This is a genomic window from Enterobacter cloacae complex sp. 418I7, assembly GCF_050030705.1.
GTDB lineage: Bacteria > Pseudomonadota > Gammaproteobacteria > Enterobacterales > Enterobacteriaceae > Enterobacter > Enterobacter intestinihominis.
Window position 1 is genome coordinate 1,353,287 of sequence record NZ_JBLGUU010000001.1, and the last position, 24,551, is coordinate 1,377,837.

A 24,551-nucleotide genomic window follows, 5' to 3' on the forward strand; every position below is an offset into this window, starting at 1 on the left:
TCAAATGATCGATTATGAAGTATTGCGTTTTATCTGGTGGCTGTTGATCGGCGTTCTGCTGATTGGTTTTGCGGTCACCGATGGTTTCGATATGGGCGTGGGCATGCTCACCCGTTTCCTCGGTCGTAATGACACCGAGCGTCGAATCATGATCAACTCCATCGCCCCGCACTGGGACGGTAACCAGGTGTGGCTGATCACCGCAGGCGGCGCGCTGTTCGCTGCCTGGCCGATGGTTTACGCGGCTGCGTTCTCCGGCTTCTATGTGGCGATGATTCTGGTGCTGGCCTCTTTATTCTTCCGTCCGGTAGGTTTTGACTACCGCTCCAAGATTGAAGACACCCGCTGGCGTAACATGTGGGACTGGGGCATCTTCATTGGTAGCTTCGTTCCACCGCTGGTCATTGGTGTGGCGTTCGGTAACCTGTTACAGGGCGTACCGTTCCACGTCGACGAATATATGCGTCTGTTCTACACCGGTAACTTCTTCCAGCTGCTGAATCCGTTTGGTCTGCTGGCGGGCGTGGTGAGCGTGGCGATGATCATCACCCAGGGCGCAACCTATCTCCAGATGCGTACCGTAGGTGAACTGCACCTGCGTTCCCGTGCGACCGCTCAGGTGGCGGCGCTAGTGACGCTGGTCTGCTTCGCGCTGGCAGGCGTGTGGGTCGTGTACGGTATTGATGGCTACGTGGTGACCTCCGCCATTAACCATACCGCACCGTCTAACCCGTTGACCAAAGAGGTGGCGCGTCAGGCTGGCGCATGGCTGGTGAACTTCAACAATATGCCTGCGCTGTGGGCTATCCCTGCTCTGGGTGTGCTGCTGCCACTGCTGACAGTGTTAATGTCTCGTCTGGAGAAAGGCGCTATGGCGTTCGTGTTCTCTTCCCTGACGCTGGCGTGCATTATCCTGACGGCAGGTATTGCTATGTTCCCATTCGTGATGCCATCCAGCACCATGATGAATGCTAGCCTGACCATGTGGGATGCAACGTCCAGCCAGTTGACGTTGAACCTGATGACGTACGTTGCTTGCGTGTTCGTGCCGATTATCCTGCTCTACACCGCCTGGTGTTACTGGAAAATGTTCGGTCGCATCACTAAAGAACATATCGAAAGCAACACCCACTCTATGTATTAAGTAAGGAGCTGAATATGTGGTATTTCGCATGGATTTTAGGGACGCTTCTTGCCTGTGCATTTGGTGTCATCACTGCCCTGGCGCTTGAGCATGTAGAAGCGTCTAAAGCAGGTGAAGATAAGCACTAATGAATATTATCGCAACGTTATATGCGGTAATGGACAAGCGCCCCCTGCGGGCGCTTTCCCTCATTATGGCATTACTGCTGGCGGGCTGTATCTTCTGGGACCCGTCGCGCTTCGCGGCTAAAACCAGCGAGCTTGAGATCTGGCACGGCTTCCTGATTATGTGGGCGGTGTGTGCAGGTGTGATTCACGGTGTCGGCTTTCGTCCGAAAGCGCTTCACTGGCAGGGCATCTTCTGCCCGCTGATTGCCGATCTGGTTCTTCTCGCCGGTTTGATTTTCTTCTTCTTCTGAATAAGAAATGTCCGTTAATGATATGGGCTTACCCGAGCCCATAAAAATTTACTCTCCGTTTACTTTCCCCCATTCCAAACCATCATTCCCGCGCGTATAGTAGCGAAGTTTGAAAGCCCCAACTTTTCTTGTATTACCGGGATGTAAAGTGAATACAACGCTGTTTCGATGGCCGGTACGTGTCTATTACGAAGATACCGATGCCGGTGGTGTGGTCTACCACGCCAGCTACGTTGCTTTTTATGAACGGGCACGCACAGAGATGCTGCGCCATCATCACTTTAGTCAACAGGTGCTGTTGGCTGAGCGAGTTGCCTTCGTGGTACGCAAGATGACGCTTGAGTATTTTGCGCCTGCCAGACTCGACGATATGCTCGAAGTCCAAACAGAAATTACATCAATGCGCGGAACTTCACTGGTTTTCACGCAGCGGATAGTCAATGCAGAGAACACGGTACTGAACTCAGCTGAAGTCCTGATTGTCTGTGTTGATCCAACCATAATGAAGCCTCGTGCGCTTCCTAAGTCTATTGTCGCGGAGTTTAAGCAGTGACTGACATGAATATCCTTGATTTGTTCCTGAAGGCAAGCCTTCTGGTTAAACTTATCATGTTGATTTTGATTGGTTTTTCAATCGCATCCTGGGCCATCATCATCCAGAGAACGCGTATCCTCAATGCCGCTGGCCGCGAAGCCGAAGCGTTTGAAGATAAGTTCTGGTCGGGTATAGAGCTTTCTCGTCTCTATCAGGAAAGCCAGGGACGCCGTGATAACCTTTCAGGCTCCGAACAAATTTTTTATAGTGGTTTCAAAGAGTTCGCTCGCTTACATCGTGCTAACAACCATGCGCCGGAAGCCGTGGTAGAAGGTGCGTCGCGTGCGATGCGCATTTCCATGAATCGCGAACTGGAAAATCTTGAAACGCATATTCCTTTCCTCGGTACCGTTGGCTCCATCAGCCCGTATATCGGCCTGTTTGGTACGGTGTGGGGGATCATGCACGCCTTTATCGCCCTGGGGGCGGTGAAGCAGGCAACCTTGCAGATGGTGGCACCGGGTATCGCAGAAGCACTGATCGCGACCGCAATCGGTCTGTTCGCGGCAATTCCGGCGGTAATGGCGTACAACCGTCTGAACCAGCGCGTGAATAAACTGGAACTGAACTACGACAACTTTATGGAAGAGTTCACCGCGATTCTGCATCGTCAGGCGTTTACCAGCACCGAGAGCAACAAGGGGTAAACCATGGCCAGATCGCGTGGACGAGGTCGTCGCGAGCTCAAGTCCGAAATCAATATCGTTCCGTTACTGGACGTGCTGCTGGTGCTGCTGCTGATCTTTATGGCGACAGCGCCCATCATCACCCAGAGCGTGGAAGTGGATCTGCCGGATGCGACAGAATCACAGGCGGTAAGCACCAATGACGATCCTCCGGTCATCATTGAGGTTTCCGGCGTAGGGCAGTACAGCGTGGTGGTAGAGAAAGATCGTATGGATCAGCTTCCGCCCGAGCAGGTTATTGCTGAAGCGCAACGACGCCTGGAGTCAAATCCGAAGACGGTCTTCTTAATCGGTGGTGCGAAAGACGTACCATATGATGAAATTATCAAAGCGCTGAACTTGCTACATAGCGCGGGCGTTAAGTCAGTTGGCTTAATGACTCAGCCTATTTGATCATCTGCGTAGTTTTTGGGAACCGATAGTGTCAAAGGCAACCGAACAGAACGACAAGCTTAAGCGAGCGATAATCGTCTCCGCAGTGCTGCATGTGATTCTTTTTGCAGCGCTGATCTGGAGTTCGTTCGATGAGCACATTGATGCATCGGGCGGTGGTGGAGGCTCATCCATCGACGCCGTCATGGTAGATCCCGGTGCGGTAGTGCAGAACTATAATCGTCAGCAACAGCAGCAGGCGAGCGCAAAACGCGCTGAAGAGCAGCGTGAAAAACAGGCGCAACAGCAGGCGGAAGAGCTGCGTGAAAAGCAGGCCGCCGAGCAGGAACGTTTGAAGCAGCTTGAGAAAGAGCGTTTGCAGGCGCAGGAAGCCGCGAAAGAGCAGGCGGAGCAGCAGAAACAGGCTGAAGCCGCAGCGAAGAAAGCGCAGGAACAGCAGAAGCAGGCGGAGGAGGCGGCAGCCAAAGCCGCAGCAGACGCTAAGGCGCAGGCAGATGCTCAGGCGAAAGTAGCCGCAGAAGCAGCGAAAAAAGCCGCTGCTGACGCGCAGAAGAAGGCCGAAGCAGAAGCCGCGAAGAAAGCCGCTGCTGATGCGAAGAAGAAAGCGGAAGCCGAAGCCGCGAAAAAAGCCGCTGCTGACGCACAGAAGAAAGCCGAAGCAGAAGCCGCGAAGAAAGCCGCCCAGGAAGCAGAGAAAAAAGCGGCCGCCGAAGCGGCGAAGAAAGCGGCTGCCGCTGAGAAAGCTGCGGCAGAAAAAGCCGCCGCTGCGGAAAAAGCCGCTGCTGATAAAAAAGCTGCAGCTGAGAAAGCCGCTGCCGATAAGAAAGCAGCAGCCGAAAAAGCCGCTGCTAAAAAGGCCGCTGCCGCTGAGAAAGCTGCCGCAGCCGCAGGAGTTGACGATCTGCTGGGCGACCTGAGTTCCGGTAAGAATGCACCGAAAACGGGCGGTGGGGCGAAAGGAAATGGACAGCCGTCAAAAGACAGCGGTACCTCCGGAGCCAACGGTGGGGCAACAGGTGCAGATATCAGTGCTTATGCCAAACAGATCCAGGTTGCGATTCAGAGCCGACTCTTTGATGCAGGCCTGTATCAGGGCAAGCAATGCGTACTGCACATCAATCTTGCGCCAGACGGCAGGTTGAAAAGCGTGACGTCTGAAGGGGGCGATCCTGCGCTCTGTCAGGCTGCGCTGGCCGCAGCCAGATCGGCGAACATTCCTAAACCGCCTAGCGAGGCTGTTTATGAAAGGATAAAAGATGCCAAACTGGACTTTAAGCTGTAATCAACTCTTCTAACGGAAGTATGAAAAACAGTCTATGGTCGTAAACAGGATAAGTAGTTTTGTCTATTTGGGTTTGTTAACATTCTGCTAAATTATCGTGGGTAAGGTTACCCAGATAAGGGAGATATGATGAAGCAGGCATTACGTGTAGCAGTTAGTTTTTTAATGCTGTGGGCAGCTGTACTGCACGCAGAAGTACGTATCGAGATCACCCAGGGGGTGGACTCGGCGCGTCCGATTGGTGTCGTTCCGTTCCAGTGGGCAGGCCCGGGCGCTGCGCCTGAAGATATTGGCGGCATTGTTGCAGCTGACCTGCGTAACAGCGGTAAATTTAACCCATTAGATCGTTCCCGCCTGCCTCAGCAGCCGGGTACTGCGCAGGACGTTCAGCCTGCTGCATGGTCTGCGCTGGGTATTGATGCGGTAGTTGTCGGTCAGGTTACGCCTGCACCAGACGGCGGCTATAACGTTGCGTATCAGCTGGTTGATACCGGCGGTGCGCCGGGTACCGTTCTGGCTCAGAACACGTATAAAGTGAACAAGCAGTGGCTGCGCTACGCTGGCCATACGGCGAGTGACGAAGTGTTCGAGAAGCTGACCGGTATTAAAGGTGCGTTCCGTACCCGTATCGCGTACGTGGTTCAGACCAACGGCGGACAGTTCCCGTATGAGCTGCGCGTCTCTGACTACGATGGCTACAACCAGTTCACCGTTCACCGTTCTCCACAGCCGCTTATGTCTCCGGCATGGTCTCCTGACGGCTCTAAGCTGGCGTACGTGACCTTCGAGAGCGGCCGTTCCGCGCTGGTTATTCAGACGCTGTCTAACGGTGCCGTGCGCCAGGTTGCTTCATTCCCGCGCCACAACGGTGCACCTGCGTTCTCTCCGGATGGGACTAAGCTGGCCTTTGCCCTGTCTAAAACCGGTAGCCTGAACCTGTACGTAATGGATATTGGTTCTGGTCAGATCCGTCAGGTCACGGATGGTCGTAGCAATAACACTGAACCAACCTGGTTCCCGGACAGCCAGAATCTGGCCTTTACGTCCGACCAGGCGGGTCGTCCACAAGTTTATAAAGTGAATATCAACGGCGGAGCAGCGCAGCGTATTACCTGGGAAGGTTCTCAGAACCAGGATGCTGACGTCAGTGCCGATGGTAAAACAATGGTAATGGTCAGCACTGCGGGTGGTCAGCAGCACATTGCCAAACAAGATCTGGTAACGGGAGGCGTACAAATACTGTCGTCAACGTTCCTGGATGAAACGCCAAGTCTGGCACCTAACGGCACCATGGTAATCTACAGCTCTTCTCAGGGGATGGGATCCGTGCTGAATCTGGTTTCTACAGATGGGCGTTTCAAAGCGCGTCTTCCGGCAACTGATGGACAGGTAAAATCACCTGCCTGGTCGCCGTATCTGTAATAATAATTAATTGATTACTAAAGGAATCTTAGAAATGCAACTGAACAAAGTGCTGAAGGGGCTGATGATCGCTCTGCCTGTTATGGCAATCGCAGCGTGTTCTTCTAACAAGAACGCAAGCAATGACCAGAGCGGCGAAGGCATGATGGGTGCCGGCACCGGTATGGACGCTAACGGCAATGGCAATATGTCTTCTGAAGAGCAAGCGCGTCTTCAGATGCAGCAGTTACAGCAGAACAACATCGTTTACTTCGATCTGGATAAATACGACATCCGTTCTGACTTCGCTGCGATGCTGGATGCGCACGCAAACTTCCTGCGTAGCAACCCGTCTTACAAAGTCACCGTAGAAGGTCACGCGGACGAACGTGGTACTCCGGAGTACAACATCTCCCTGGGTGAACGTCGTGCAAACGCTGTTAAAATGTATTTGCAGGGTAAAGGCGTTTCTGCTGACCAGATCTCCATCGTTTCTTACGGTAAAGAAAAACCAGCAGTACTGGGTCACGACGAAGCGGCTTACTCCAAAAACCGTCGTGCCGTACTCGTTTACTAAGAGAATTGCATGAGCAGTAACTTCAGACATCATCTGATGAGTCTGTCGTTACTGGTTGGAATAGCGGCCCCCTGGGCCGCTTTTGCTCAGGCACCAATCAGTAGTGTCGGCTCAGGCTCGGTAGAAGACCGGGTTACACAACTCGAGCGTATTTCTAACGCTCACAGCCAACTTTTAACTCAACTCCAGCAGCAGCTTTCCGATAACCAGAATGATATTGATTCCCTTCGTGGTCAGATTCAGGAGAGCCAGTATCAGCTTAATCAGGTTGTGGAGCGCCAGAAGCAAATTTTGTTGCAGATGGATAGCCTGAACAGCGGCGGAGCAACAGCACAGCCAGCAGCAGGCGATCAAAGCGGTGCGGCGACGCCTGCACCTGCGGCAGATGCCTCCCCGTCGTCAGGTGCGCCTGTACAGAGCGGTGACGCGAATACGGACTATAACGCGGCCATTGCCCTGGTACAGGACAAATCGCGCCAGGACGATGCTATCGTTGCGTTTCAGAACTTCGTTAAGAAGTACCCTGATTCTACTTACCAGCCAAATGCGAACTACTGGCTGGGTCAGTTGAATTACAACAAGGGTAAAAAGGATGATGCGGCGTTTTATTTTGCCTCTGTGGTGAAAAATTACCCGAAATCACCGAAAGCGCCTGATGCGATGTATAAAGTCGGCGTGATCATGCAGGACAAAGGCGACACTGCAAAAGCCAAAGCGGTTTATCAGCAGGTGGTTGCGAAATTCCCGGGTACAGACGGCGCCAAACAAGCGCAAAAACGTTTGAGTTCGATGGGTTGATTATCGCATGACCAGAAATCGCGTTATTTCTGGTCGTGCAGCATGATTCCTAAGCAGTTAAGTGATCTTCATCGAAATTTTTGTTGCGCAGAATTCTTAAATCAGTAATATATGCCGCCGTTGCCACGGGATATCAAACAACGTGAAAGCAGCGCAAAAGTGGGTCGTTAGCTCAGTTGGTAGAGCAGTTGACTTTTAATCAATTGGTCGCAGGTTCGAATCCTGCACGACCCACCACTTAAAGCAGTTCCGGCAGTACAGAGTGGGTGATTAGCTCAGTTGGTAGAGCATCTCCTTTACACGGAGGGGGTCGGCGGTTCGAGCCCGTCATCACCCACCACTCGGGTCGTTAGCTCAGTTGGTAGAGCAGTTGACTTTTAATCAATTGGTCGCAGGTTCGAATCCTGCACGACCCACCAATTTTATTGGTTCCGAGTGATAATTCAGGCAACACCCGAATGGGTCGTTAGCTCAGTTGGTAGAGCAGTTGACTTTTAATCAATTGGTCGCAGGTTCGAATCCTGCACGACCCACCAGCCTGAATAGATTTGAAGTACATCCCGTAAGGGGTCGTTAGCTCAGTTGGTAGAGCAGTTGACTTTTAATCAATTGGTCGCAGGTTCGAATCCTGCACGACCCACCAATTTTAATGTCTTACTCAGATACTACACGTGAAGGATAACGTTGCTTTAGCAACGGCCCGATGGGCGAGGCGAAGCCGAATCATCCTGCACGACCCACCAGTGTAGAAAGGCGCCCTAAAGGCGCCTTTTTGCTATCTGTCTTTCGCCAGTGCCTTGTTGGTCGGGTAAGGCGAAGCCACCAGCCGACAAATGCTACCGGCATCAATTCCCGATGACATTCCCCCTCAAATTCGCTATCTTGTTTAGTATATAAAACACCATTGCCTCATTTTTGTTATCTCATGCAAAACAAAGGCAATATTGTTAAGCCAGTAAAACGAGAAGCCATAATGAGTGTGATGTTTGATCCCGAAACCGCAATCTATCCCTTCCCGCCGAAGCCAGCTCCGCTAAGCCGGGATGAGAAGCAGTTCTATCGTGAAAAAATCAAGCGCCTCCTTAAAGAGCGTGATGCGGTGATGGTGGCGCATTACTACACCGACCCGGAAATTCAGCAGCTGGCGGAAGAGACGGGCGGCTGTATCTCAGACTCCCTGGAGATGGCGCGTTTCGGTGCTAAGCATTCAGCCTCCACGCTGCTGGTCGCGGGGGTTCGTTTTATGGGTGAAACGGCAAAAATCCTCAACCCGGAAAAAACGATTCTGATGCCTACGCTGAATGCCGAATGTTCTCTTGACCTCGGTTGCCCGATTGATGAGTTCACCGCCTTCTGTGATGCCCACCCTGACCGTACCGTGGTGGTCTATGCCAATACGTCTGCGGCGGTGAAAGCCCGGGCAGACTGGGTAGTAACGTCCAGTATTGCCGTTGAGCTGATTGAACATCTGGACAGCCTGGGGGAGAAAATCATCTGGGCGCCCGATCGTCACCTGGGAAACTACGTACAAGAACAGACCGGTGCGGATGTACTGTGCTGGCAGGGCGCCTGTATCGTTCACGACGAGTTTAAGACCCAGGCACTGACCAGGATGAAACGCTTATACCCGCAGGCCGCAATTCTGGTGCATCCGGAGTCGCCGCAGTCGATTGTTGAGATGGCGGACGCAGTCGGCTCAACCAGCCAGTTGATAAACGCGGCAAAAACCCTGCCGCACAAGCAGCTCATCGTGGCGACCGATCGCGGTATCTTCTATAAAATGCAGCAGGCCGTACCAGAAAAAGAGCTGCTCGAAGCGCCAACCGCCGGAGAAGGGGCGACCTGTCGAAGCTGCGCGCACTGCCCGTGGATGGCGATGAATGGACTTAAGGCGATAGCGGAGGGGCTGGAGATCGGTGGCGCAGCGCATGAGATCCACGTAGACGCCGCCCTGCGCGAAGGCGCGTTAATTCCGCTTAACCGTATGCTGGATTTTGCGGCTACACTACGTACTTAACTTATTACGCCCCGGAGAAAAAATGGATTTTTTTAGCACACAGAACATCCTGGTTCATATCCCGATTGGTGCGGGCGGCTATGACCTGTCGTGGATTGAAGCGGTAGGTACGCTGGCCGGTTTACTCTGTATCTGGCTGGCCAGCCTTGAGAAGATCAGCAACTATGCGTTCGGGCTGATAAACGTCACGCTGTTTGCGATCATCTTCTTCCAGATCCAGCTCTACGCCAGCCTGCTTCTGCAGCTGTTCTTCTTCGCGGCCAATATCTATGGCTGGTACGCCTGGTCGCGGCAAAACAGTCAGCAGGAGGCGGAGCTGCAAATCCGCTGGCTGCCGTTGCCAAAAGCCATTGCCTGGCTCGCGGCCTGCGTGGTGGCAATCGGCTTTATGACCGTCTTTATTGACCCGGTATTTGCCTTCCTGACGCGCGTGGCGGTCTCGGCCATGTCGGGTCTGGGATTAAACGTGACGATGCCTGAGCTTCAGCCTGATGCCTTCCCGTTCTGGGATTCCTGCATGATGGTGCTGTCGATTGCCGCAATGATCCTGATGACCCGTAAATACGTTGAAAACTGGCTGCTGTGGGTGGTCATCAACGTGATTAGCGTGGTGATTTTTGCCCGTCAGGGCGTTTATGCCATGTCGCTGGAGTATATGCTGCTGACCGTCATTGCCCTGAACGGTAGCCGCATGTGGATCAACAGCGCGCGTGAGCGTGGCTCTCGTGCGCTTTCCCGCTAATGGTGATGCTCGTGTGAGTGGCCGGACTGCGCCTCGTTCAGGTGACAGTCTGGCCCGTTACAGGGCTGATACTCCATCTGGATGGTGGAGTGCGCAATTTCGTAGTGATGCTCAAGGAAGTGCCGAATACGTTCAAGCAACGCATCGTGATCGTGGGGCGGAATAACCTGAACGTGCAGCGTCATAAGCGGTTTTTCACCCACCAGCCAGACGTGAACGTGGTGAACGTTACGGACTTCAGGAATGGAACGACACAGATTGCGTTTTAGCTCGCCAATATCCAGCGACGTGGGAGCGCCTTCCAGCAGTTCATTCACGCTCTCTTTCAACAGCCGCCAGGCACTGCGTAATACAAGGCACGATACCAGCACGGAAAGAATCGGGTCGATGGGGGTCCAGCCCGTACCCATAATGATCAGCGCGGCGACGATGGCACCTACGGAACCCAGCAGATCGCCCAGCACGTGAAGCGCCGCGGCCCGTACGTTCAGATTTTTTTCGCTGCTGCCTCGGTGCAATATCCAGAATGCCAGAATATTGGCGACCAACCCGGCAATAGCAATCACCATCATCGTCGTTCCGGCTACCGGTTGTGGATGACGAAAGCGCTGAAACGCCTCCCAGACGATAAGAATGGTAATAACCACCAGTGCAATCGCATTCACGAACGCAGCAAGTGTGGTCAGTCTGAGCCAGCCAAAGGTGTGGCGGGCATTGGGAGGGCGACGGGCAAACTGCACGGCCAGCAGAGCAAACAGGAGCGCGGCAGCGTCGGTCAGCATATGCCCGGCATCGGCCAGCAGCGCCAGCGATCCGGAGATCAGTCCGCCTGTCACCTCAATAATCATAAAGGTGGCAGTGACGCCAAAAGCCAGCAGAAGCCGTTTGGCATTTTCATCGCCAGTGGAGTGGGAATGGGAGTGGGAGTGCACCATGGTATCGTTCCTGATTTATTATTATTTTTAGTGTAGCGTTTTTAAGAGCTTAAATAAAAAAGGAGAGCATTCGCTCTCCCTCTTTTACCTTACGGAAGATTACTGGGTAGTACCGTCCGTTTTGGTATTGGCATCGCTGCCCACTTTGTCATTCGGGTCCGGGCATTTCCCGTCTTTACACATTGAGTTTTTGTGAACTTCGTCAGTGCTCATACCGTCATGGTTCATCGTGCCGGTATTCGTACCGCCGGTGTTGGTATTGCCCGTGTTGATATTACTGTTATCAACATTATTTGGCGCGATATTCTGTTTTGCATCCGGCGCAACCTGGCCCGCTTCGGCAGCGGCATTTGCGTCGCCGTTGCTGCCGGAGGAGCCTGTATCGGCTGCCAGTACGCTACCGCTTGCCAGGGTAAGGGTTGCCGTCAGGAAAAGCGTAGTCAGTTTCGTCATTTTCATCATGGTGCTCCTGTTCTTATCGTTACGCTGGATAACATTCTCCAACAGTGCATCTTGTTCAGTGGCGAAAGATCCCAGATTCCTGAATTATGTCAGGATGGAATCGCGTATAAATATTTAAAAACAGTCGTTACAAGTAAAAAGCTTAGGCGAGATCTCATTTTTCGCTATTTTGTTGCGTATTTTAGGCGAATTCCAGGAATTATCTGCGCGAAGTGTAAAAGCCCGTTTACACTTCGTGACCGACAAGTTAGATTGAAAGCATTGCTTTCATTACTAAAGATATGGCAGAGCCGGAAAGAAGATGAATTATCAGAACGACGATTTACGCATTAAAGAGATCAATGAGTTATTACCTCCCGTAGCGCTCCTTGAAAAATTCCCCGCCACCGAAAATGCCGCCAACACGGTGTCTCATGCCCGCAAGGCGATCCACAAGATCCTGAAAGGTAGCGACGATCGTCTTCTGGTGGTCATCGGACCGTGCTCCATTCACGATCCTGCTGCGGCCAAAGAGTACGCGTCACGTCTGCTCACCCTGCGCGAAGAGCTGAAGGGCGAACTGGAAATTGTGATGCGCGTTTATTTCGAAAAACCGCGTACCACCGTGGGCTGGAAAGGGTTGATCAACGATCCGCACATGGACAACAGTTTCCAGATCAACGACGGCCTGCGTATTGCGCGTAAGCTGCTGCTGGAGATTAACGACAGCGGGCTGCCTGCTGCCGGAGAATTCCTCGATATGATCACCCCGCAGTATCTGGCTGACCTGATGAGCTGGGGCGCTATTGGTGCGCGTACGACTGAATCGCAGGTTCACCGTGAGCTGGCGTCTGGCCTGTCATGCCCGGTGGGTTTCAAAAACGGCACTGATGGCACCATCAAAGTCGCTATTGATGCCATCAATGCGGCTGGCGCGCCGCACTGCTTCCTGTCGGTGACTAAGTGGGGCCACTCGGCTATCGTGAATACCAGCGGTAATGGCGATTGCCATATCATTCTGCGCGGCGGTAAAGAGCCTAACTACAGCGCAAAACACGTGGCGGAAGTGAAGGCGGGTCTGGAGAAAGCGGGACTGGCGCCGCAGATCATGATCGATTTCAGCCATGCGAACTCAAGCAAACAGTTCAAAAAGCAGATGGAAGTTGGTGCAGACGTTTGTCAGCAAATCGCCAACGGTGAACGCGCAGTGATTGGGGTGATGATTGAGAGCCATCTGGTGGAAGGCAATCAGAATCTGGAGGGCAGCGAGCCGCTGGTCTACGGTAAGAGCGTGACGGATGCCTGCATTGGCTGGGATGATACCGATGCGATCCTGCGTCAGCTGGCGGATGCGGTAAAAGCGCGTCGCGGTTAAGTTTATCGCGGGCAATAAAAAAGCGTGGATTGCTCCACGCTTTTTTTATGTCCGGCGAAAATTACTTCGCTTTACCCTGGTTCGCCACGGCCGCCGCTTTTGCAGCGATTTCGTCGGCGTTACCCAGGTAGTAATGTTTAACTGGCTTGAAGTTTTCGTCGAACTCGTACACCAGCGGCACGCCGGTAGGGATGTTCAGCTCGAGGATTTCATCTTCACCCATGTTGTCCAGGTATTTCACCAGCGCACGCAGGGAGTTACCGTGAGCAGCGATAATGACGCGCTCGCCGCTTTTCAGGCGTGGCAGAATGGTTTCGTTCCAGTAAGGCACAACGCGGTCGATGGTCAGCGCCAGGCTTTCGGTCTGCGGCAGTTCAGCCTCAGTCAGCTTCGCGTAACGCGGATCGTGGCCCGGGTAGCGCTCGTCATCTTTGCTCAGCTCTGGAGGCGTGACCGCAAAACCACGACGCCACTGCTTAACCTGCTCGTCACCGTATTTTTCTGCGGTTTCTGCTTTGTTCAGACCTTGCAGCGCACCGTAGTGACGCTCGTTCAGTTTCCAGGATTTCTCAACCGGCAGCCAGGCCTGATCCAGCTCGTCCAGAATGTTCCACAGGGTGTGGATGGCACGTTTCAGCACAGAGGTGTAAGCAAAGTCAAAGGTGAAGCCTTCTTCTTTCAGCAGCTTACCTGCCGCTTTTGCTTCGCTCACGCCTTTCTCGGACAGATCAACGTCATACCAACCGGTGAAGCGGTTTTCGTTGTTCCACTGGCTTTCGCCGTGGCGCACCAGGACAAGCTTAGTATTAGCCATTTCTTACTCCTCAAGCATTTTGAATGATAACAATTCTCATTATATTGCCGTGACTGTGCCAGCAGCAACGCTTAACCCTAACCATAGCGAAAATAGTTCGAGAGTGTAAGATGCATGTGAATCCAGGGTTATGATTTTGTCTGCGATCGCCGCTATTTTCAGCAAGCTGAGCAGAAAAAAGCCCTCGCGGTGAGGGCCAGGCTTTTTGCCGGATGGCGCTTCGCTTATTCGGCCTACATTCGTAGGCCCGTGCACGCGTAGCGCCGCCGGACATTATGCGCGCGGAATGAAATGATACTCTGTGACGCTTACGTACTCTTCACCCGGACGCAGCACACAGTCAGGCTGCGGCCATTCAGGATGGTTAGGACTGTCCGGCAGGAACTCGCTCTCCAGCGCCAGACCTTGCCAGGCGGCGTAGTCGTTATGTTCACGCGCCGTGGTCCCCTCCAGGTAGTTACCGGAGTAGAACTGCAGGGCAGGGGCGGTGGTGTAGACCGTCATCTGTAACTTCTCATCCGCAGACCAGACCTGTGCGGCAGGTTGAGAAAGATCGCCTTTCGCCTGCAACAGGAAAGCGTGGTCGTAGCCTTTCACCTTGCGCTGATCGTCATCACTCAGGAAATCCTGGGCGATGGTTTTCGGCTGACGGAAATCAAAGCTATTACCGCTTACCGGTTTCAGCCCCTGATAAGGGATCCCCATCTCATCGACCGGCAGATACGCGTCCGCCAGGATCTGGAGTTTGTGGCTGCGGACATCGGTCTGATTGCCGTCAAGGTTGAAATAGGCGTGGTTAGTCAGGTTGACCGGACACGGCTTGTCGACGGTCGCGCGGTACTCAATGGCGATACGATTATCTTCGGTCAGGGTAAAGCGTGCGGTTGCGGTGAGATTGCCCGGGAAGCCCTGGTCTCCGTCGAGGGAGTCCAGAGAGAACCAGACCTCACCGTCATTTTGCTGCACAATCTTCCAGCGACGTTTATCAAACCCTTCGGGGCCGCCGTGCAACTGATTTTCACCCTGGCTGGCAAGCAGGGAATAGGTTACGCCGTCCAGCGTAAACCGGCTTCTGGCGATGCGGTTGGCGTAGCGGCCTATGGATGCGCCCAGAAAAGCGGTCTGCTCGATATACTGCTCGGGCGATGCGCAGCCGAGCAGGGTTTCGCGCACGCTGCCGTCAGGCATTGGTACGCGGGCAGAAAGTAACGTTGCGCCCCAGTCCATCAGCGTAACCACCATCCCGGCGCTGTTGCGCAGGGTCAACAGGCGATACGGCAGACCATCCGGTGCGAGAGTAGGTGTTTCGTTTAGCACTGTCCGGCTCCTTGTGATGCTTTGCAGACATAGAAAGTTTCTTTGATGCCCGTTCTGGCTTCGTACTGTTTAGCCACCGCGTCCTGAATGGCAGGGACCATCTCTTCCGGCACCAGGGCGACGACACAGCCGCCAAATCCCCCCCCGGTCATACGCACGCCGCCTTTGTCGCCAATCGTGGCTTTCACAATTTCAACCAGGGTGTCGATTTGTGGCACGGTGATTTCGAAATCGTCGCGCATGGAGGCATGCGATTCGGCCATCAGCTCGCCCATCCGTTTCAGGTCACCTTTCGCCAGCGCGGAGGCGGCTTCTACGGTACGGGCATTTTCCGTCAGCACGTGACGCACGCGCTTAGTGACAACCGGATCCAGTTCGTGGGCAACCTTGTTAAATTCGTCAAGTGAGACATCACGCAGGGCTGGCTGCTGGAAGAAGCGCGCGCCGGTTTCACACTGCTCGCGGCGGGTGTTGTACTCGCTCCCCACCAGGGTGCGTTTGAAGTTGCTGTTGATGATCACCACAGCCGCACCTTTTGGCAGTGGAACCGCTTTGGTCCCGAGGGAGCGGCAGTCAATCAGCAAAGCATGTTCTTTCTTGCCCAGCGCGGAAATCAGCTGATCCATAATGCCGCAGTTGCAGCCCACGAACTGGTTTTCCGCTTCCTGACCGTTGAGGGCGATCTGCGCCCCGTCCAGCGGCAGATGATAAAGCTGCTGGAACACGGTGCCGACCGCCACTTCCAGCGATGCGGAAGAGCTTAATCCCGCCCCTTGCGGCACGTTGCCGCTGATCACCAGATCGGCCCCGCCGAAATTCTTGTTACGCTTCAGAAGATGCTTCACCACGCCGCGAACATAGTTCGACCACTGCTGGCTGTCGTGGGTCACGATCGGCGCATCAAGGGAAAATTCGTCAATTTCGTTGCCGTAATCCGCGGCGATCACTCGCACGTTACGATCTGAACGTTTCGTGCAGGCGATCACCGTCTGGTAGTCGATGGCACACGGCAGGACAAAACCGTCGTTATAGTCGGTGTGCTCGCCGATCAGATTAACGCGGCCTGGCGCCTGGATAATATGGGTGGCAGGGTAGCCAAATTTTTCAGCAAACAGGGATTGTGTTTTATCTTTCAGACTCATTTTTAAACTCCTGATTCGCGGTAATGGACGTCGCTAACGGCACGCAGGCGTTCTGCCGCCTGTTCCGCCGTCAGGTCGCGCTGGGTTTCCGCCAGCATTTCATAGCCCACCATGAATTTACGTACCGTCGCAGAACGCAGCAGCGGCGGATAGAAGTGTGCATGTAACTGCCAGTGTTGATTCTCTTCGCCGTTAAACGGCGCACCGTGCCAGCCCATGGAGTAGGGGAAGGAACACTGGAACAGGTTGTCGTAGCGGCTGGTCAGTTTTTTCAGCGCCAGGGCAAGGTCGTCTCGCTGGGCGTCGCTGAGGTCCGTAATACGCTGAACATGGGCCTTTGGCAGCAGCAGCGTTTCAAACGGCCACGCCGCCCAGTAAGGGACTACCGCAAGCCAGTGCTCGGTTTCCACCACAGTGCGGCTGCCGTCCGCCAGTTCACGCTGGGTGTAATCCACCAGCATCGGCGAACCGTCCTGGGCGAAATAGGCTTTTTGCAGCCGGTCTTCACGTTCGGCTTCGTTCGGCAGGAAGCTGTTCGCCCAGATCTGGCCGTGCGGATGCGGGTTAGAGCAGCCCATCGCCGCGCCTTTATTTTCAAATACCTGCACCCACGGATAGGTCTGGCCCAGCTCCGCCGTTTGCGCCTGCCAGGTGCTGACCACCTCTTTCAGCGCCTCAACGCTCAGCTCCGGCAGCGTTTTGCTGTGATCGGGAGAGAAGCAGATCACGCGGCTGGTGCCGCGGGCGCTTTCACAGCGCATCAGCGGGTCGTGGTTTTCCGGCGCGTCCGGCGTGTCGGTCATCAGCGCCGCAAAATCGTTAGTGAAAACGAAGGTGCCCTTGTAGTTCGGGTTTGTATCGCCCGTCACGCGCGTGTTGCCCGGACAGAGGAAGCAGTCCGGATCGTGCTGCGGCAGCGTCTGTTTGGCAGGCGTCTCTTGCGCCCCCTGCCAGGGGCGCTTGGCGCGATGCGGTGAAACTAAAATCCATTGCCCGCTGAGCGGGTTAAAACGACGATGCGGGTGATCGACGGGATTGAATTGTGTCATGACAAATCCTTAATCCGGATAACCCTGCGGATGGCGTGACTGCCAGTGCCAGGTATCCTGTGCCATTTCATCAAGCGTGCGGGTAACACGCCAGTTAAGCTCTTTATCCGCTTTGGTGGCATCGGCCCAGTAAGCCGGGAGGTCGCCATCACGACGCGGCGCGAAGTGATACTTCACTGGCTTGCCGCAGGCTTTACTGAAGGCATTCACCACATCCAGCACGCTGCTGCCGACGCCGGCGCCGAGGTTGTAAATATGCACGCCCGGTTTATCCGCCAGCTGCTGCATCGCCGCCACGTGGCCGTCGGCCAGATCCATCACGTGAATGTAATCGCGCACGCCGGTGCCGTCTTCGGTGGGATAATCGTTACCAAAAATCGCCAGGGAGTCGCGACGCCCTACGGCAACCTGCGCGATATACGGCATCAGGTTATTTGGAATGCCCTGCGGATCTTCACCCATGTCGCCTGACGGATGCGCGCCAACCGGGTTGAAGTAGCGCAGCAGCGCGATGCTCCACTCAGGCTGGGCTTTTTGCAGGTCGGTCAGAATCTGCTCTACCATCAGCTTGCTTTTGCCATACGGGCTTTGCGGCGTACCGGTCGGGAAGCTTTCAACGTAAGGAATTTTTGGCTGATCGCCGTAGACGGTCGCGGAAGAGCTGAAGATAAAGTTTTTAACGTTCGCCGCACGCATGGCGGAGATCAGACGCAGGGTACCGTTGACGTTGTTGTCGTAGTACTCAAGCGGTTTTGCTACCGATTCGCCCACCGCTTTCAGGCCCGCGAAGTGGATAACGGTTTCAATCGCGTGATCGTGAAGGATTTCAGTCATCAATGCTTCATTGCGGATATCGCCTTCCACGAAAGTCGGCTGTTTACCCGCAAGGCGTTCAATGACCGGCAGCACGCTGCGCTTACTGTTGCACAGGTTATCAAGAATGACGACATCGTGGCCGCTTTGCAGAAGTTGTACGCAGGTATGACTTCCTATGTAACCGCTACCACCTGTTACCAGAACTCGCATATTTCGCTCCATTAGGCTTATGGTATGAATTAACCATAGCATATCAGAGACGCGAAAAGTGTGACATGGGATAAAATAGTGGTATCGTTTACACTGGTTTTCACAGGCGCTTTTTCACAGACTGAGTGCATTGTAGATCAAAGAGATAGAGATGTATTGTTGCAGGTTGTCTGAAAAGCGGAGGGCAGCGCCCTCCACGCGTTAATCGATTTTGCTCAGCAGGTAGCGGTAATGCTCGCCGTCAGGTACAAATTCCAGCCGATGGGTGATGCAGGACGGGGCATCCTCAGCATGGTGGGAGACAAACAGCAGCTGGGTTTCACCTTCGCTAATCAGGACATCCACAAAGCGGCGGATCAGCTGACGGTTGAGGGGATCCAGCCCCTGCAACGGTTCATCAAGAATCAGCAGCGTAGGATGCTTAACCAGCGCGCGGACGATCAATGCCAGCCGCTGCTGCCCCCACGACAGGCTGTGGAATGGCGCATCGGCTACCCGGTTGTCCATACCCAGAATATCCAGCCACTGCTGCGCCAGCTTGTGCTGCTTGTCGGATACCGCCTGATAAATACCAATGGAGTCGAAGAAGCCAGAGAGGATCACGTTTCGCACCGTAGTGCTCACCCGGTAGTCCAGATGCAGGCTGCTGCTGACATAACCGATATGCTTTTTGATATCCCAGATGGTTTCCCCGCTGCCGCGGCGGCGGCCGAAGAGGGTCAAATCGTTGCTGTAACCCTGCGGGTGATCGCCAGTGATCAGGCTGAGCAGCGTGGATTTACCCGCCCCGTTGGGGCCGACGATCTGCCAGTGCTCACCAGGATTAACCGTCCAGCTGAGATGATTAAGAATAGGGCGATCGTCGTAAGCAACCACCCCATCGCGCAGCACAATGCGCGGCTGGTCAGGATCCAGCCCGTGGCGTGCCGAAGGGGCATCCGGCTCCGGCAGCGCAATACCGTCCAGTTTCTCGCTGTGGGCCAGCTGTGCAATTAGCGCCTGCCGGAGCAGTACGGCTTTCTCGCCGGTTTCGGTCAGGCTACAGTCCGCCAGCACGCCCGCGTAATGTACGAAATCCGGGATCTCATCAAAGCGGTTAAGGACCAGCACAAGGGTGTATCCCTGCTGGTTAAGCGACGCCAGCAACGCTGCCAGCTGCGCGCGGGACTGCACATCCAGTCCGTCAAACGGTTCATCCAGAATCAGGAGTTCCGGCTCGCTCATCAGCGCCTGACACAGCAGCGTTTTGCGCGTCTCGCCGGTAGAGAGATATTTAAAGCGGCGGTTAAGCAGGGCGGTAATGCCAAATTGCTCCGCCAGCTGCTGACAGCGGGCAGGATCTTTTATCTCATCCTGGATAATGTCCGCCGTCGTGCGGCCGGTATCTTCTTCGCCGGGGCTGAGCAAATCGGTATTGTTACGCTGCCACTCATCGCTGACCAGCTTTTGCAGCTGTTCAAAGGAAAGGCGCGTCAGCCGGGTAAAGGTGCACTGACGCTCACCCTTCAGCTGGGTTAATTCACCCGACAGGGCGCGGGCCAGCGCCGATTTTCCGCTGCCGTTCGTGCCCACAAACGCCCAGCTTTCTCCGGCGCGAAGGGTTAACTCTGGCAGCGATAAGGTACGGGTATCGCTAAGACGAAACGTGCCTTGCGAAATATGCAATGATGACATGTGTTATCCCATTTTTTGCAGCAACAGATGTCAGGGATACTCAGTGTTGGTGGGGTTGTCAATGCGCTTAGCACAATGTGGCGATAATTACCCGGTCTGCATTGAAATATGCGGTCACCACAGCACCTTCATCTAATTCGGTCGCGTCGTTCACCGGAACGGTGGCGCAGAGCGACTGTCCATCCGGCAGGGTCATCAGCACTTCACACTGTTCTGCGCCGCGCTCGATGTGGCTGATACGCCCGCGTAGCTGGTTGTCGGCCTCGGCGGCCTGCTCAGGGTTAAGCGTGATGCTGATCCAGGGCGCTTTGAGTAATACCAGCACTTCCTGACCTTCGTTCAGCCCGAGGCGTTGACCGCTTTGCGCGGTGATGGCGGCTTTCAGGCGCGTTGTGCCGTCCGCGAGCAGGATCTCAATATGCTCCTGCACCTGCGAATGATCGCGCCCCGTCACCGTACCAAACCATTGGTTGCGGGCGCTGGTCTGCAAAGAGAAACGGGAGATGGCGCCCAGCAGGCTGTCCAGCGGCAGGTTGTCGTCATCGCTCAGCACATCAAATGCTTTTTGCTGGATCTGCGCCAGTAAGTCATAGAGCTGGATCAGGCGTTGCCCGTAACGCGTCAACACGGCGCCGCCGCCGCCTTTTCCGCCGGTGGCGCGCTCTACCAGCGTTTGTTCGCTCAGGGTGTTCATGTCGTTAATCGCATCCCAGGCGCTTTTATAGCTGATGCCGGCGTTTTTGGCTCCCTGGCTAATCGAGCCAGTTTGTTCTATTTGTTTTAACAGGGCGATGCGTCGCGGATCGGCGAAAAGCTTCTGCTGAAGTCGTAGGGTGAGGAGAATTTCGGCCTGCATAACAATGTCCCGGCAAAAAGGTTATTGTGACCCAAATGTCCGGGTGCGGAAAGCGCACCGCACAAAAGGGGATGTTTTTCTTACTTTTCAGGGTAGAATAAGCCGTTCACAAGATCTGGAGAAAACCATGTTAGAGTTGTTGAAAAGTCTGGTATTCGCGGTAATCATGGTGCCAGTAGTGATGGCTATCATCCTCGGTGCCATCTACGGCCTGGGTGAAGTGTTCAACGTCTTTTCGAACATTGGTCATCGTCGTGACCAGCCTAAAAAGCAGCAATGATTTCCTCCAAAACGCCCGGCCAGCCCGGGCGTTTTGCTCTCAAGTTTATTCCTCTCCCGCCGATATCTTTTACAACGTTCCTTGAGTTTACGCATTAATGGGTACGATTTAGCGCTAGGAACGCCTGCGATATGTCGTTATATTTGTTTGTATATAACGATACGCACAGGAGCTTCAAATGGCACGTTCATGGGTACGCCTTTTCGCAGGGGCAACGCTGACTCTCTCACTCACCGGCCACGCGCTGGCGGATGAAGGAAAAATCACGGTCTTTGCGGCGGCGTCGCTGACTAACGCGATGCAGGATATTGCTGCGGTATACAAAAAAGAGAAAAACGTCGAGGTCGTTTCGTCGTTTGCCTCCTCGTCCACGCTGGCCCGCCAGATCGAAGCGGGGGCTCCGGCTGATCTGTTCATCTCTGCCGATCAGAAATGGATGGACTACGCGGTGGAGAAAAAATCTGTTGATACGGCTAGCCGCGAAACCCTGCTGGGAAATAGCCTGGTGGTGGTCGCGCCCGCAAACAGTAAGCAGGGCGACATCGCCATCAACAAACAGACGGACTGGACCCGTCTGCTCAACGGTGGCCGTCTGGCGGTAGGCGATCCGGAGCATGTCCCTGCCGGGATTTATGCGAAAGAAGCGCTACAAAAACTGGGCGCATGGGAGACCTTATCGCCGAAGCTGGCTCCCGCAGAAGATGTGCGCGGCGCGCTGGCGTTGGTGGAGCGTAACGAAGCCCCACTCGGGATCGTTTACGGCTCCGATGCCGTCGCCAGTAAAGGTGTGAAGGTGGTCGGTACCTTCCCGGAAGACTCGCATAAGAAAGTAGAATATCCTGTTGCGATAGTTGATGGACATAAAAATGCGACCGTGACGGCCTTCGTTGACTACCTGAAGGGGCCTGAAGCGTCCGCTATCTTTAAACGTTACGGATTTACGACTCACGAATGATATTGACCGAACCTGAATGGCAGGCCGTGCTGCTGAGCCTGAAAGTCTCTTCCCTGGCGGTTGCGCTGAGTTTGCCCTTTGGGGTGTTCTTTGCCTGGTTACTGGTTCGCGTGAAGTTTCCAGGCAAAGCCCTGCTTGACAGTGTTCTCCATCTTCCGCTCGTGTTACCGCCTGTGGTGGTCGGCTATCTGCTGCTGATCTCCATGGGGCGACGCGGTTTTATCGGCGAATGGCTGTACGACTGGTTCGGCCTGACCTTTGCTTTCAGCTGGCGCGGCGCGGTTCTGGCCGCGGCAGTAATGTCCTTCCCGCTAATGGTGCGCGCTATCCGCCTGGCGCTGGAAGGGGTGGATATCCGGCTAGAGCAGGCCGCCCGCACGTTGGGTGCAGGCCGCTGGCGGGTATTCCTGACCATTACGCTTCCGCTCACCTTACCGGGCATTATCGTCGGTACGGTGTTAGCCTTCGCCCGCTCACTGGGTGAGTTCGGCGCGACCATCACCTTTGTGTCCAACATTCCCGGCGAGACGCGGACCATCCCGTCGGCCATGTATACCCTGATTCAAACCCCGGGTGGCGAAGGTGCGGCGGCCCGGCTGTGTATTATTTCGATTGTACTCGCCCTGGTCTCGCTGCTGGTGTCTGAATGGCTGGCGCGCCTCAGCCGTGAACGGATGGGGAAACCGTGATGCTGGAACTCAACTTTACGCAAACCCTGGGCAGCCACACTCTGACGCTTAACGAAACGCTGCCTGCCAGCGGTATCACCGCCATTTTTGGCGTTTCCGGGGCAGGGAAAACGTCGCTGATTAATGCGATTAGCGGCCTGACGCGTCCCCAGTCTGGCCGTATTGTGTTAAATAACCGCGTCTTAAACGACGCGGAGAAGAAGGTCTGCCTGTCACCGGATAAGCGCCGCATCGGCTATGTGTTTCAGGATGCGCGCCTGTTTCCGCACTACAGCGTGCGCGGAAATCTGCGCTATGGCATGGCAAAAAGCATGGCCGGACAGTTCGATAAGCTGGTGGCGCTGCTGGGCATCGAACCGCTGCTCGATCGTCTCCCTTCTTCGCTGTCGGGTGGTGAAAAACAGCGCGTGGCGATTGGCCGCGCCCTGTTAACCGCGCCGGAATTGTTGCTGCTGGATGAGCCGCTGGCCTCGCTGGATATTCCGCGCAAGCGCGAGTTGCTGCCGTATCTGCAACGTCTGGCGCGGGAAATCAACGTGCCCATGCTGTACGTCAGCCATTCGCTGGATGAGATCTTACATCTGGCCGACAAAGTGCTGGTGCTGGAGGCGGGCAGGGTGAAGGCATTCGGCAATCTGGAAGAGGTATGGGGCAGCAGCGTTATGCATCCGTGGCTGCCAAAGGAGCAGCAGAGCAGCATTCTGAAGGTGAGCGTGCTGGAGCACCATCCACATTATGCGATGACCGCGCTGGCGCTGGGTGACCAGCATTTGTGGGTGAATAAAATCGATACGCCGATTCAGTCCACGTTACGGATCCGCATTCAGGCGTCGGATGTCTCCCTGGTGCTGCAACCGCCGCTGCAAACCAGTATCCGCAATATTTTGCGCGCAAAAGTGGCGCAGTGTTTTGATGATAACGGCCAGGTAGAAGTGCAACTGGAAGTGGGCAACAGAACGCTGTGGGCGCGCATCAGCCCGTGGGCCAGGGATGAGTTAGGCATCAAGCCTGGCCTGTGGCTTTACGCGCAAATCAAGAGCGTCTCTATCACCGCCTGATTACAGCAGGTGGGTATAAATATACTGCGCGATGCTGTCGGTGGTGTTATCGCCAATCACCACGTTAGCACGCGCTTTCACCGCATCATCGGCGTTGCCCATCGCCACGCCCGTTCCGGCCGCTTCCAGCATGCTGATGTCGTTATAGTTATCGCCGAAGGCAATCACGTCCTGCATTGACCAGCCCTGTGACTCAACGAACTGGGTCAAACGCTTTCCTTTGCTGTTGCCTTTACGGGCGATATCCACCTGATCGTGCCAGGACCATTCACATTCCAGACCCAGCGTATGCTCGACATGTTTTGCGAAGGTGTTCAGTTTGGCGGTGTCTTCATCGGTCAGGGCAAATTTCCAGATTGCCTGGACGTCTTCCGCCGCCTGGCGCAGGGAGGAAACCTGAGTGAACACCGGTCGCTGCGCTTCCGGCAAAGACAGGGCCCAGTTGCTGGTGCGGATCACATGGCCGGTAGGGCGTTCATACAGCATGGCGTTATCCACATACATTAGGCCGTGAATCGCGTGCTCATCCAGTAAATCAATCAATTGCAGCGCCTGCGGAACGGGAAGCGGATCAGAGGTTAAAACCTTTTTTGCCTGATAATCATACAAATAAGTGCCATTACAACAAATTGCAGGTGTATCTAAGCCCAGTGCCTGATAAAAAGGATGAATGGCTACGTGATGTCGACCCGTTACGATGAGAAGTTGATACCCCGCTTCCCGGGCTCGTTTGAGGGCCTCAAGAGAAGAGGGGAGCAGGGTTTTCTGAGGGGTAAGCAGTGTTCCGTCTAAATCCAGGGCAATCACTCGCGAGGTCATTTTTTCTTCCGGGTTAATGTTGAATTTAAGGTCTGTCGGGATGGTACACCGAGAGCGGAACCCTGCAA

General features: G+C 54.6%; 27 protein-coding genes and 5 tRNA genes. 22 read left to right on the forward strand and 10 right to left on the reverse strand.

Features of this window, described 5'->3' with window-relative positions; translation table 11 throughout:
* The first annotated feature begins 4 nt into the window (after positions 1-4).
* The 17 genes from cydB to pnuC all read left to right on the forward strand — a co-directional run bounded on the left by cydB (position 5) and on the right by pnuC (position 10,053).
* Complete coding sequence (gene cydB, locus ACQG0S_RS06425) at positions 5-1,144, forward strand: cytochrome d ubiquinol oxidase subunit II (RefSeq protein ID WP_022647469.1); 1,140 nt, start codon at positions 5-7, stop codon at positions 1,142-1,144.
* Between the two features lie 14 nt (positions 1,145-1,158).
* Positions 1,159-1,272, forward strand: coding sequence for a cytochrome bd-I oxidase subunit CydX (cydX, locus tag ACQG0S_RS06430; RefSeq protein ID WP_014169181.1), 114 nt, complete (start codon positions 1,159-1,161; stop codon positions 1,270-1,272).
* Entirely contained in the window at positions 1,272-1,562 is a 291-nt protein-coding gene (gene ybgE, locus ACQG0S_RS06435; protein ID WP_003858596.1) for a cyd operon protein YbgE, read from the forward strand. Before cydX ends, ybgE begins: the two co-directional genes overlap by 1 nt.
* Positions 1,563-1,710: 148 nt before the next feature.
* The gene (gene ybgC / locus ACQG0S_RS06440; protein ID WP_003858593.1) at positions 1,711-2,115 is read left to right on the forward strand and encodes a tol-pal system-associated acyl-CoA thioesterase; all 405 of its coding nucleotides are present in this window, start codon (positions 1,711-1,713) and stop codon (positions 2,113-2,115) included.
* Positions 2,112-2,804, forward strand: a complete 693-nt coding sequence (gene tolQ / locus ACQG0S_RS06445) for a Tol-Pal system protein TolQ (protein WP_022647470.1) — start codon at positions 2,112-2,114, stop codon at positions 2,802-2,804. Before ybgC ends, tolQ begins: the two co-directional genes overlap by 4 nt.
* Before the next feature lie 3 nt (positions 2,805-2,807).
* Positions 2,808-3,236, forward strand: coding sequence for a colicin uptake protein TolR (tolR, locus tag ACQG0S_RS06450; RefSeq protein WP_003858589.1), 429 nt, complete (start codon positions 2,808-2,810; stop codon positions 3,234-3,236).
* A 28-nt stretch (positions 3,237-3,264) separates the two neighbouring features.
* Entirely contained in the window at positions 3,265-4,518 is a 1,254-nt protein-coding gene (tolA, locus tag ACQG0S_RS06455) for a cell envelope integrity protein TolA (protein ID WP_023299616.1), read from the forward strand.
* A gap of 129 nt (positions 4,519-4,647) precedes the next feature.
* Positions 4,648-5,940, forward strand: coding sequence for a Tol-Pal system beta propeller repeat protein TolB (gene tolB, locus ACQG0S_RS06460; protein ID WP_022647472.1), 1,293 nt, complete (start codon positions 4,648-4,650; stop codon positions 5,938-5,940).
* 34 nt (positions 5,941-5,974) lie between these two features.
* Positions 5,975-6,496 carry a peptidoglycan-associated lipoprotein Pal gene (pal, locus tag ACQG0S_RS06465; protein ID WP_003858578.1) on the forward strand — a complete coding sequence of 174 codons (522 nt, stop codon included), beginning with the start codon at positions 5,975-5,977 and terminating at the stop codon, positions 6,494-6,496.
* A 9-nt stretch (positions 6,497-6,505) separates the two neighbouring features.
* The gene (cpoB, locus tag ACQG0S_RS06470) at positions 6,506-7,294 is read left to right on the forward strand and encodes a cell division protein CpoB (RefSeq protein WP_048966164.1); all 789 of its coding nucleotides are present in this window, start codon (positions 6,506-6,508) and stop codon (positions 7,292-7,294) included.
* 161 nt (positions 7,295-7,455) lie between these two features.
* Positions 7,456-7,531, forward strand: a tRNA-Lys gene (locus ACQG0S_RS06475).
* Positions 7,532-7,558: 27 nt separating this feature from the next.
* A tRNA-Val gene (locus tag ACQG0S_RS06480) sits at positions 7,559-7,634 on the forward strand.
* Between the two features lie 3 nt (positions 7,635-7,637).
* Positions 7,638-7,713 (forward strand) — tRNA-Lys (locus tag ACQG0S_RS06485).
* Between the two features lie 41 nt (positions 7,714-7,754).
* Positions 7,755-7,830: transfer RNA gene (locus ACQG0S_RS06490), tRNA-Lys, on the forward strand.
* Positions 7,831-7,861: 31 nt separating this feature from the next.
* Positions 7,862-7,937: transfer RNA gene (locus ACQG0S_RS06495), tRNA-Lys, on the forward strand.
* A gap of 330 nt (positions 7,938-8,267) precedes the next feature.
* Complete coding sequence (nadA, locus tag ACQG0S_RS06500) at positions 8,268-9,311, forward strand: quinolinate synthase NadA (RefSeq protein ID WP_426750129.1); 1,044 nt, start codon at positions 8,268-8,270, stop codon at positions 9,309-9,311.
* A 22-nt stretch (positions 9,312-9,333) separates the two neighbouring features.
* The gene (gene pnuC / locus ACQG0S_RS06505; RefSeq protein ID WP_048966840.1) at positions 9,334-10,053 is read left to right on the forward strand and encodes a nicotinamide riboside transporter PnuC; all 720 of its coding nucleotides are present in this window, start codon (positions 9,334-9,336) and stop codon (positions 10,051-10,053) included.
* On the opposite strand, the gene zitB is transcribed toward pnuC, so the two are convergent.
* The gene (gene zitB, locus ACQG0S_RS06510) at positions 10,050-10,988 is read right to left on the reverse strand and encodes a CDF family zinc transporter ZitB (protein WP_048966839.1); all 939 of its coding nucleotides are present in this window, start codon (positions 10,986-10,988) and stop codon (positions 10,050-10,052) included. The two genes, pnuC and zitB, sit on opposite strands and share 4 nt — an antisense overlap.
* A 99-nt stretch (positions 10,989-11,087) precedes the next feature.
* Positions 11,088-11,447 (reverse strand): protein YbgS, encoded by a 360-nt coding sequence (locus ACQG0S_RS06515; RefSeq protein ID WP_022647477.1) that lies wholly within the window; start codon positions 11,445-11,447, stop codon positions 11,088-11,090.
* Between the two features lie 304 nt (positions 11,448-11,751).
* On the opposite strand from ACQG0S_RS06515, the gene aroG reads away from it, so the two are divergent.
* Complete coding sequence (aroG, locus tag ACQG0S_RS06520; RefSeq protein WP_022647478.1) at positions 11,752-12,804, forward strand: 3-deoxy-7-phosphoheptulonate synthase AroG; 1,053 nt, start codon at positions 11,752-11,754, stop codon at positions 12,802-12,804.
* Positions 12,805-12,865: 61 nt separating this feature from the next.
* Here aroG and gpmA read toward each other — a convergent pair whose 3' ends face one another.
* The 7 genes from gpmA to modE form a co-directional block, all read right to left on the reverse strand.
* Positions 12,866-13,618, reverse strand: coding sequence for a 2,3-diphosphoglycerate-dependent phosphoglycerate mutase (gpmA, locus tag ACQG0S_RS06525; RefSeq protein ID WP_003858562.1), 753 nt, complete (start codon positions 13,616-13,618; stop codon positions 12,866-12,868).
* A 273-nt stretch (positions 13,619-13,891) separates the two neighbouring features.
* Positions 13,892-14,935 (reverse strand): galactose-1-epimerase, encoded by a 1,044-nt coding sequence (gene galM / locus ACQG0S_RS06530; protein ID WP_023299620.1) that lies wholly within the window; start codon positions 14,933-14,935, stop codon positions 13,892-13,894.
* The gene (galK, locus tag ACQG0S_RS06535; RefSeq protein ID WP_048966838.1) at positions 14,929-16,077 is read right to left on the reverse strand and encodes a galactokinase; all 1,149 of its coding nucleotides are present in this window, start codon (positions 16,075-16,077) and stop codon (positions 14,929-14,931) included. The genes galM and galK overlap by 7 nt, the downstream gene beginning before the upstream one ends.
* A gap of 2 nt (positions 16,078-16,079) precedes the next feature.
* Entirely contained in the window at positions 16,080-17,126 is a 1,047-nt protein-coding gene (gene galT, locus ACQG0S_RS06540) for a galactose-1-phosphate uridylyltransferase (protein WP_048966837.1), read from the reverse strand.
* Between the two features lie 9 nt (positions 17,127-17,135).
* Positions 17,136-18,152, reverse strand: coding sequence for a UDP-glucose 4-epimerase GalE (gene galE, locus ACQG0S_RS06545; RefSeq protein ID WP_022647482.1), 1,017 nt, complete (start codon positions 18,150-18,152; stop codon positions 17,136-17,138).
* 201 nt (positions 18,153-18,353) lie between these two features.
* Positions 18,354-19,826, reverse strand: coding sequence for a molybdate ABC transporter ATP-binding protein ModF (gene modF / locus ACQG0S_RS06550; RefSeq protein ID WP_048966836.1), 1,473 nt, complete (start codon positions 19,824-19,826; stop codon positions 18,354-18,356).
* Between the two features lie 67 nt (positions 19,827-19,893).
* The gene (gene modE / locus ACQG0S_RS06555; protein ID WP_022647484.1) at positions 19,894-20,682 is read right to left on the reverse strand and encodes a molybdenum-dependent transcriptional regulator; all 789 of its coding nucleotides are present in this window, start codon (positions 20,680-20,682) and stop codon (positions 19,894-19,896) included.
* Between the two features lie 127 nt (positions 20,683-20,809).
* On the opposite strand from modE, the gene ACQG0S_RS06560 reads away from it, so the two are divergent.
* The 4 genes from ACQG0S_RS06560 to modC all read left to right on the forward strand — a co-directional run bounded on the left by ACQG0S_RS06560 (position 20,810) and on the right by modC (position 23,664).
* Complete coding sequence (locus ACQG0S_RS06560) at positions 20,810-20,962, forward strand: AcrZ family multidrug efflux pump-associated protein (protein ID WP_003858549.1); 153 nt, start codon at positions 20,810-20,812, stop codon at positions 20,960-20,962.
* 178 nt (positions 20,963-21,140) lie between these two features.
* Positions 21,141-21,917, forward strand: coding sequence for a molybdate ABC transporter substrate-binding protein (gene modA / locus ACQG0S_RS06565; RefSeq protein ID WP_023299624.1), 777 nt, complete (start codon positions 21,141-21,143; stop codon positions 21,915-21,917).
* Complete coding sequence (gene modB / locus ACQG0S_RS06570) at positions 21,914-22,606, forward strand: molybdate ABC transporter permease subunit (RefSeq protein WP_006809548.1); 693 nt, start codon at positions 21,914-21,916, stop codon at positions 22,604-22,606. The genes modA and modB overlap by 4 nt, the downstream gene beginning before the upstream one ends.
* On the forward strand, positions 22,606-23,664 hold the full coding sequence (gene modC, locus ACQG0S_RS06575; protein WP_017384950.1) for a molybdenum ABC transporter ATP-binding protein ModC: 1,059 nt from the start codon (positions 22,606-22,608) through the stop codon (positions 23,662-23,664). Before modB ends, modC begins: the two co-directional genes overlap by 1 nt.
* On the opposite strand, the gene ACQG0S_RS06580 is transcribed toward modC, so the two are convergent.
* Positions 23,665-24,483, reverse strand: a complete 819-nt coding sequence (locus ACQG0S_RS06580; protein WP_022647486.1) for a pyridoxal phosphatase — start codon at positions 24,481-24,483, stop codon at positions 23,665-23,667. It abuts the gene before it with no gap.
* Positions 24,484-24,551: the final 68 nt, after the last annotated feature.

Coding starts and splice junctions, on each gene's coding strand:
- cydB (WP_022647469.1), top strand. CDS start 5: ATGATCGATTATGAAGTATTGCGTTTTATCTGGTGGCTGTTGATCGGC.
- cydX (WP_014169181.1), top strand. CDS start 1,159: ATGTGGTATTTCGCATGGATTTTAGGGACGCTTCTTGCCTGTGCATTT.
- ybgE (WP_003858596.1), top strand. CDS start 1,272: ATGAATATTATCGCAACGTTATATGCGGTAATGGACAAGCGCCCCCTG.
- tolR (WP_003858589.1), top strand. CDS start 2,808: ATGGCCAGATCGCGTGGACGAGGTCGTCGCGAGCTCAAGTCCGAAATC.
- tolB (WP_022647472.1), top strand. CDS start 4,648: ATGAAGCAGGCATTACGTGTAGCAGTTAGTTTTTTAATGCTGTGGGCA.
- pal (WP_003858578.1), top strand. CDS start 5,975: ATGCAACTGAACAAAGTGCTGAAGGGGCTGATGATCGCTCTGCCTGTT.
- cpoB (WP_048966164.1), top strand. CDS start 6,506: ATGAGCAGTAACTTCAGACATCATCTGATGAGTCTGTCGTTACTGGTT.
- nadA (WP_426750129.1), top strand. CDS start 8,268: ATGAGTGTGATGTTTGATCCCGAAACCGCAATCTATCCCTTCCCGCCG.
- pnuC (WP_048966840.1), top strand. CDS start 9,334: ATGGATTTTTTTAGCACACAGAACATCCTGGTTCATATCCCGATTGGT.
- zitB (WP_048966839.1), bottom strand. CDS start 10,988: ATGGTGCACTCCCACTCCCATTCCCACTCCACTGGCGATGAAAATGCC.
- ACQG0S_RS06515 (WP_022647477.1), bottom strand. CDS start 11,447: ATGAAAATGACGAAACTGACTACGCTTTTCCTGACGGCAACCCTTACC.
- aroG (WP_022647478.1), top strand. CDS start 11,752: ATGAATTATCAGAACGACGATTTACGCATTAAAGAGATCAATGAGTTA.
- gpmA (WP_003858562.1), bottom strand. CDS start 13,618: ATGGCTAATACTAAGCTTGTCCTGGTGCGCCACGGCGAAAGCCAGTGG.
- galK (WP_048966838.1), bottom strand. CDS start 16,077: ATGAGTCTGAAAGATAAAACACAATCCCTGTTTGCTGAAAAATTTGGC.
- galT (WP_048966837.1), bottom strand. CDS start 17,126: ATGACACAATTCAATCCCGTCGATCACCCGCATCGTCGTTTTAACCCG.
- galE (WP_022647482.1), bottom strand. CDS start 18,152: ATGCGAGTTCTGGTAACAGGTGGTAGCGGTTACATAGGAAGTCATACC.
- modF (WP_048966836.1), bottom strand. CDS start 19,826: ATGTCATCATTGCATATTTCGCAAGGCACGTTTCGTCTTAGCGATACC.
- modE (WP_022647484.1), bottom strand. CDS start 20,682: ATGCAGGCCGAAATTCTCCTCACCCTACGACTTCAGCAGAAGCTTTTC.
- ACQG0S_RS06560 (WP_003858549.1), top strand. CDS start 20,810: ATGTTAGAGTTGTTGAAAAGTCTGGTATTCGCGGTAATCATGGTGCCA.
- modA (WP_023299624.1), top strand. CDS start 21,141: ATGGCACGTTCATGGGTACGCCTTTTCGCAGGGGCAACGCTGACTCTC.
- modB (WP_006809548.1), top strand. CDS start 21,914: ATGATATTGACCGAACCTGAATGGCAGGCCGTGCTGCTGAGCCTGAAA.
- modC (WP_017384950.1), top strand. CDS start 22,606: ATGCTGGAACTCAACTTTACGCAAACCCTGGGCAGCCACACTCTGACG.
- ACQG0S_RS06580 (WP_022647486.1), bottom strand. CDS start 24,483: ATGACCTCGCGAGTGATTGCCCTGGATTTAGACGGAACACTGCTTACC.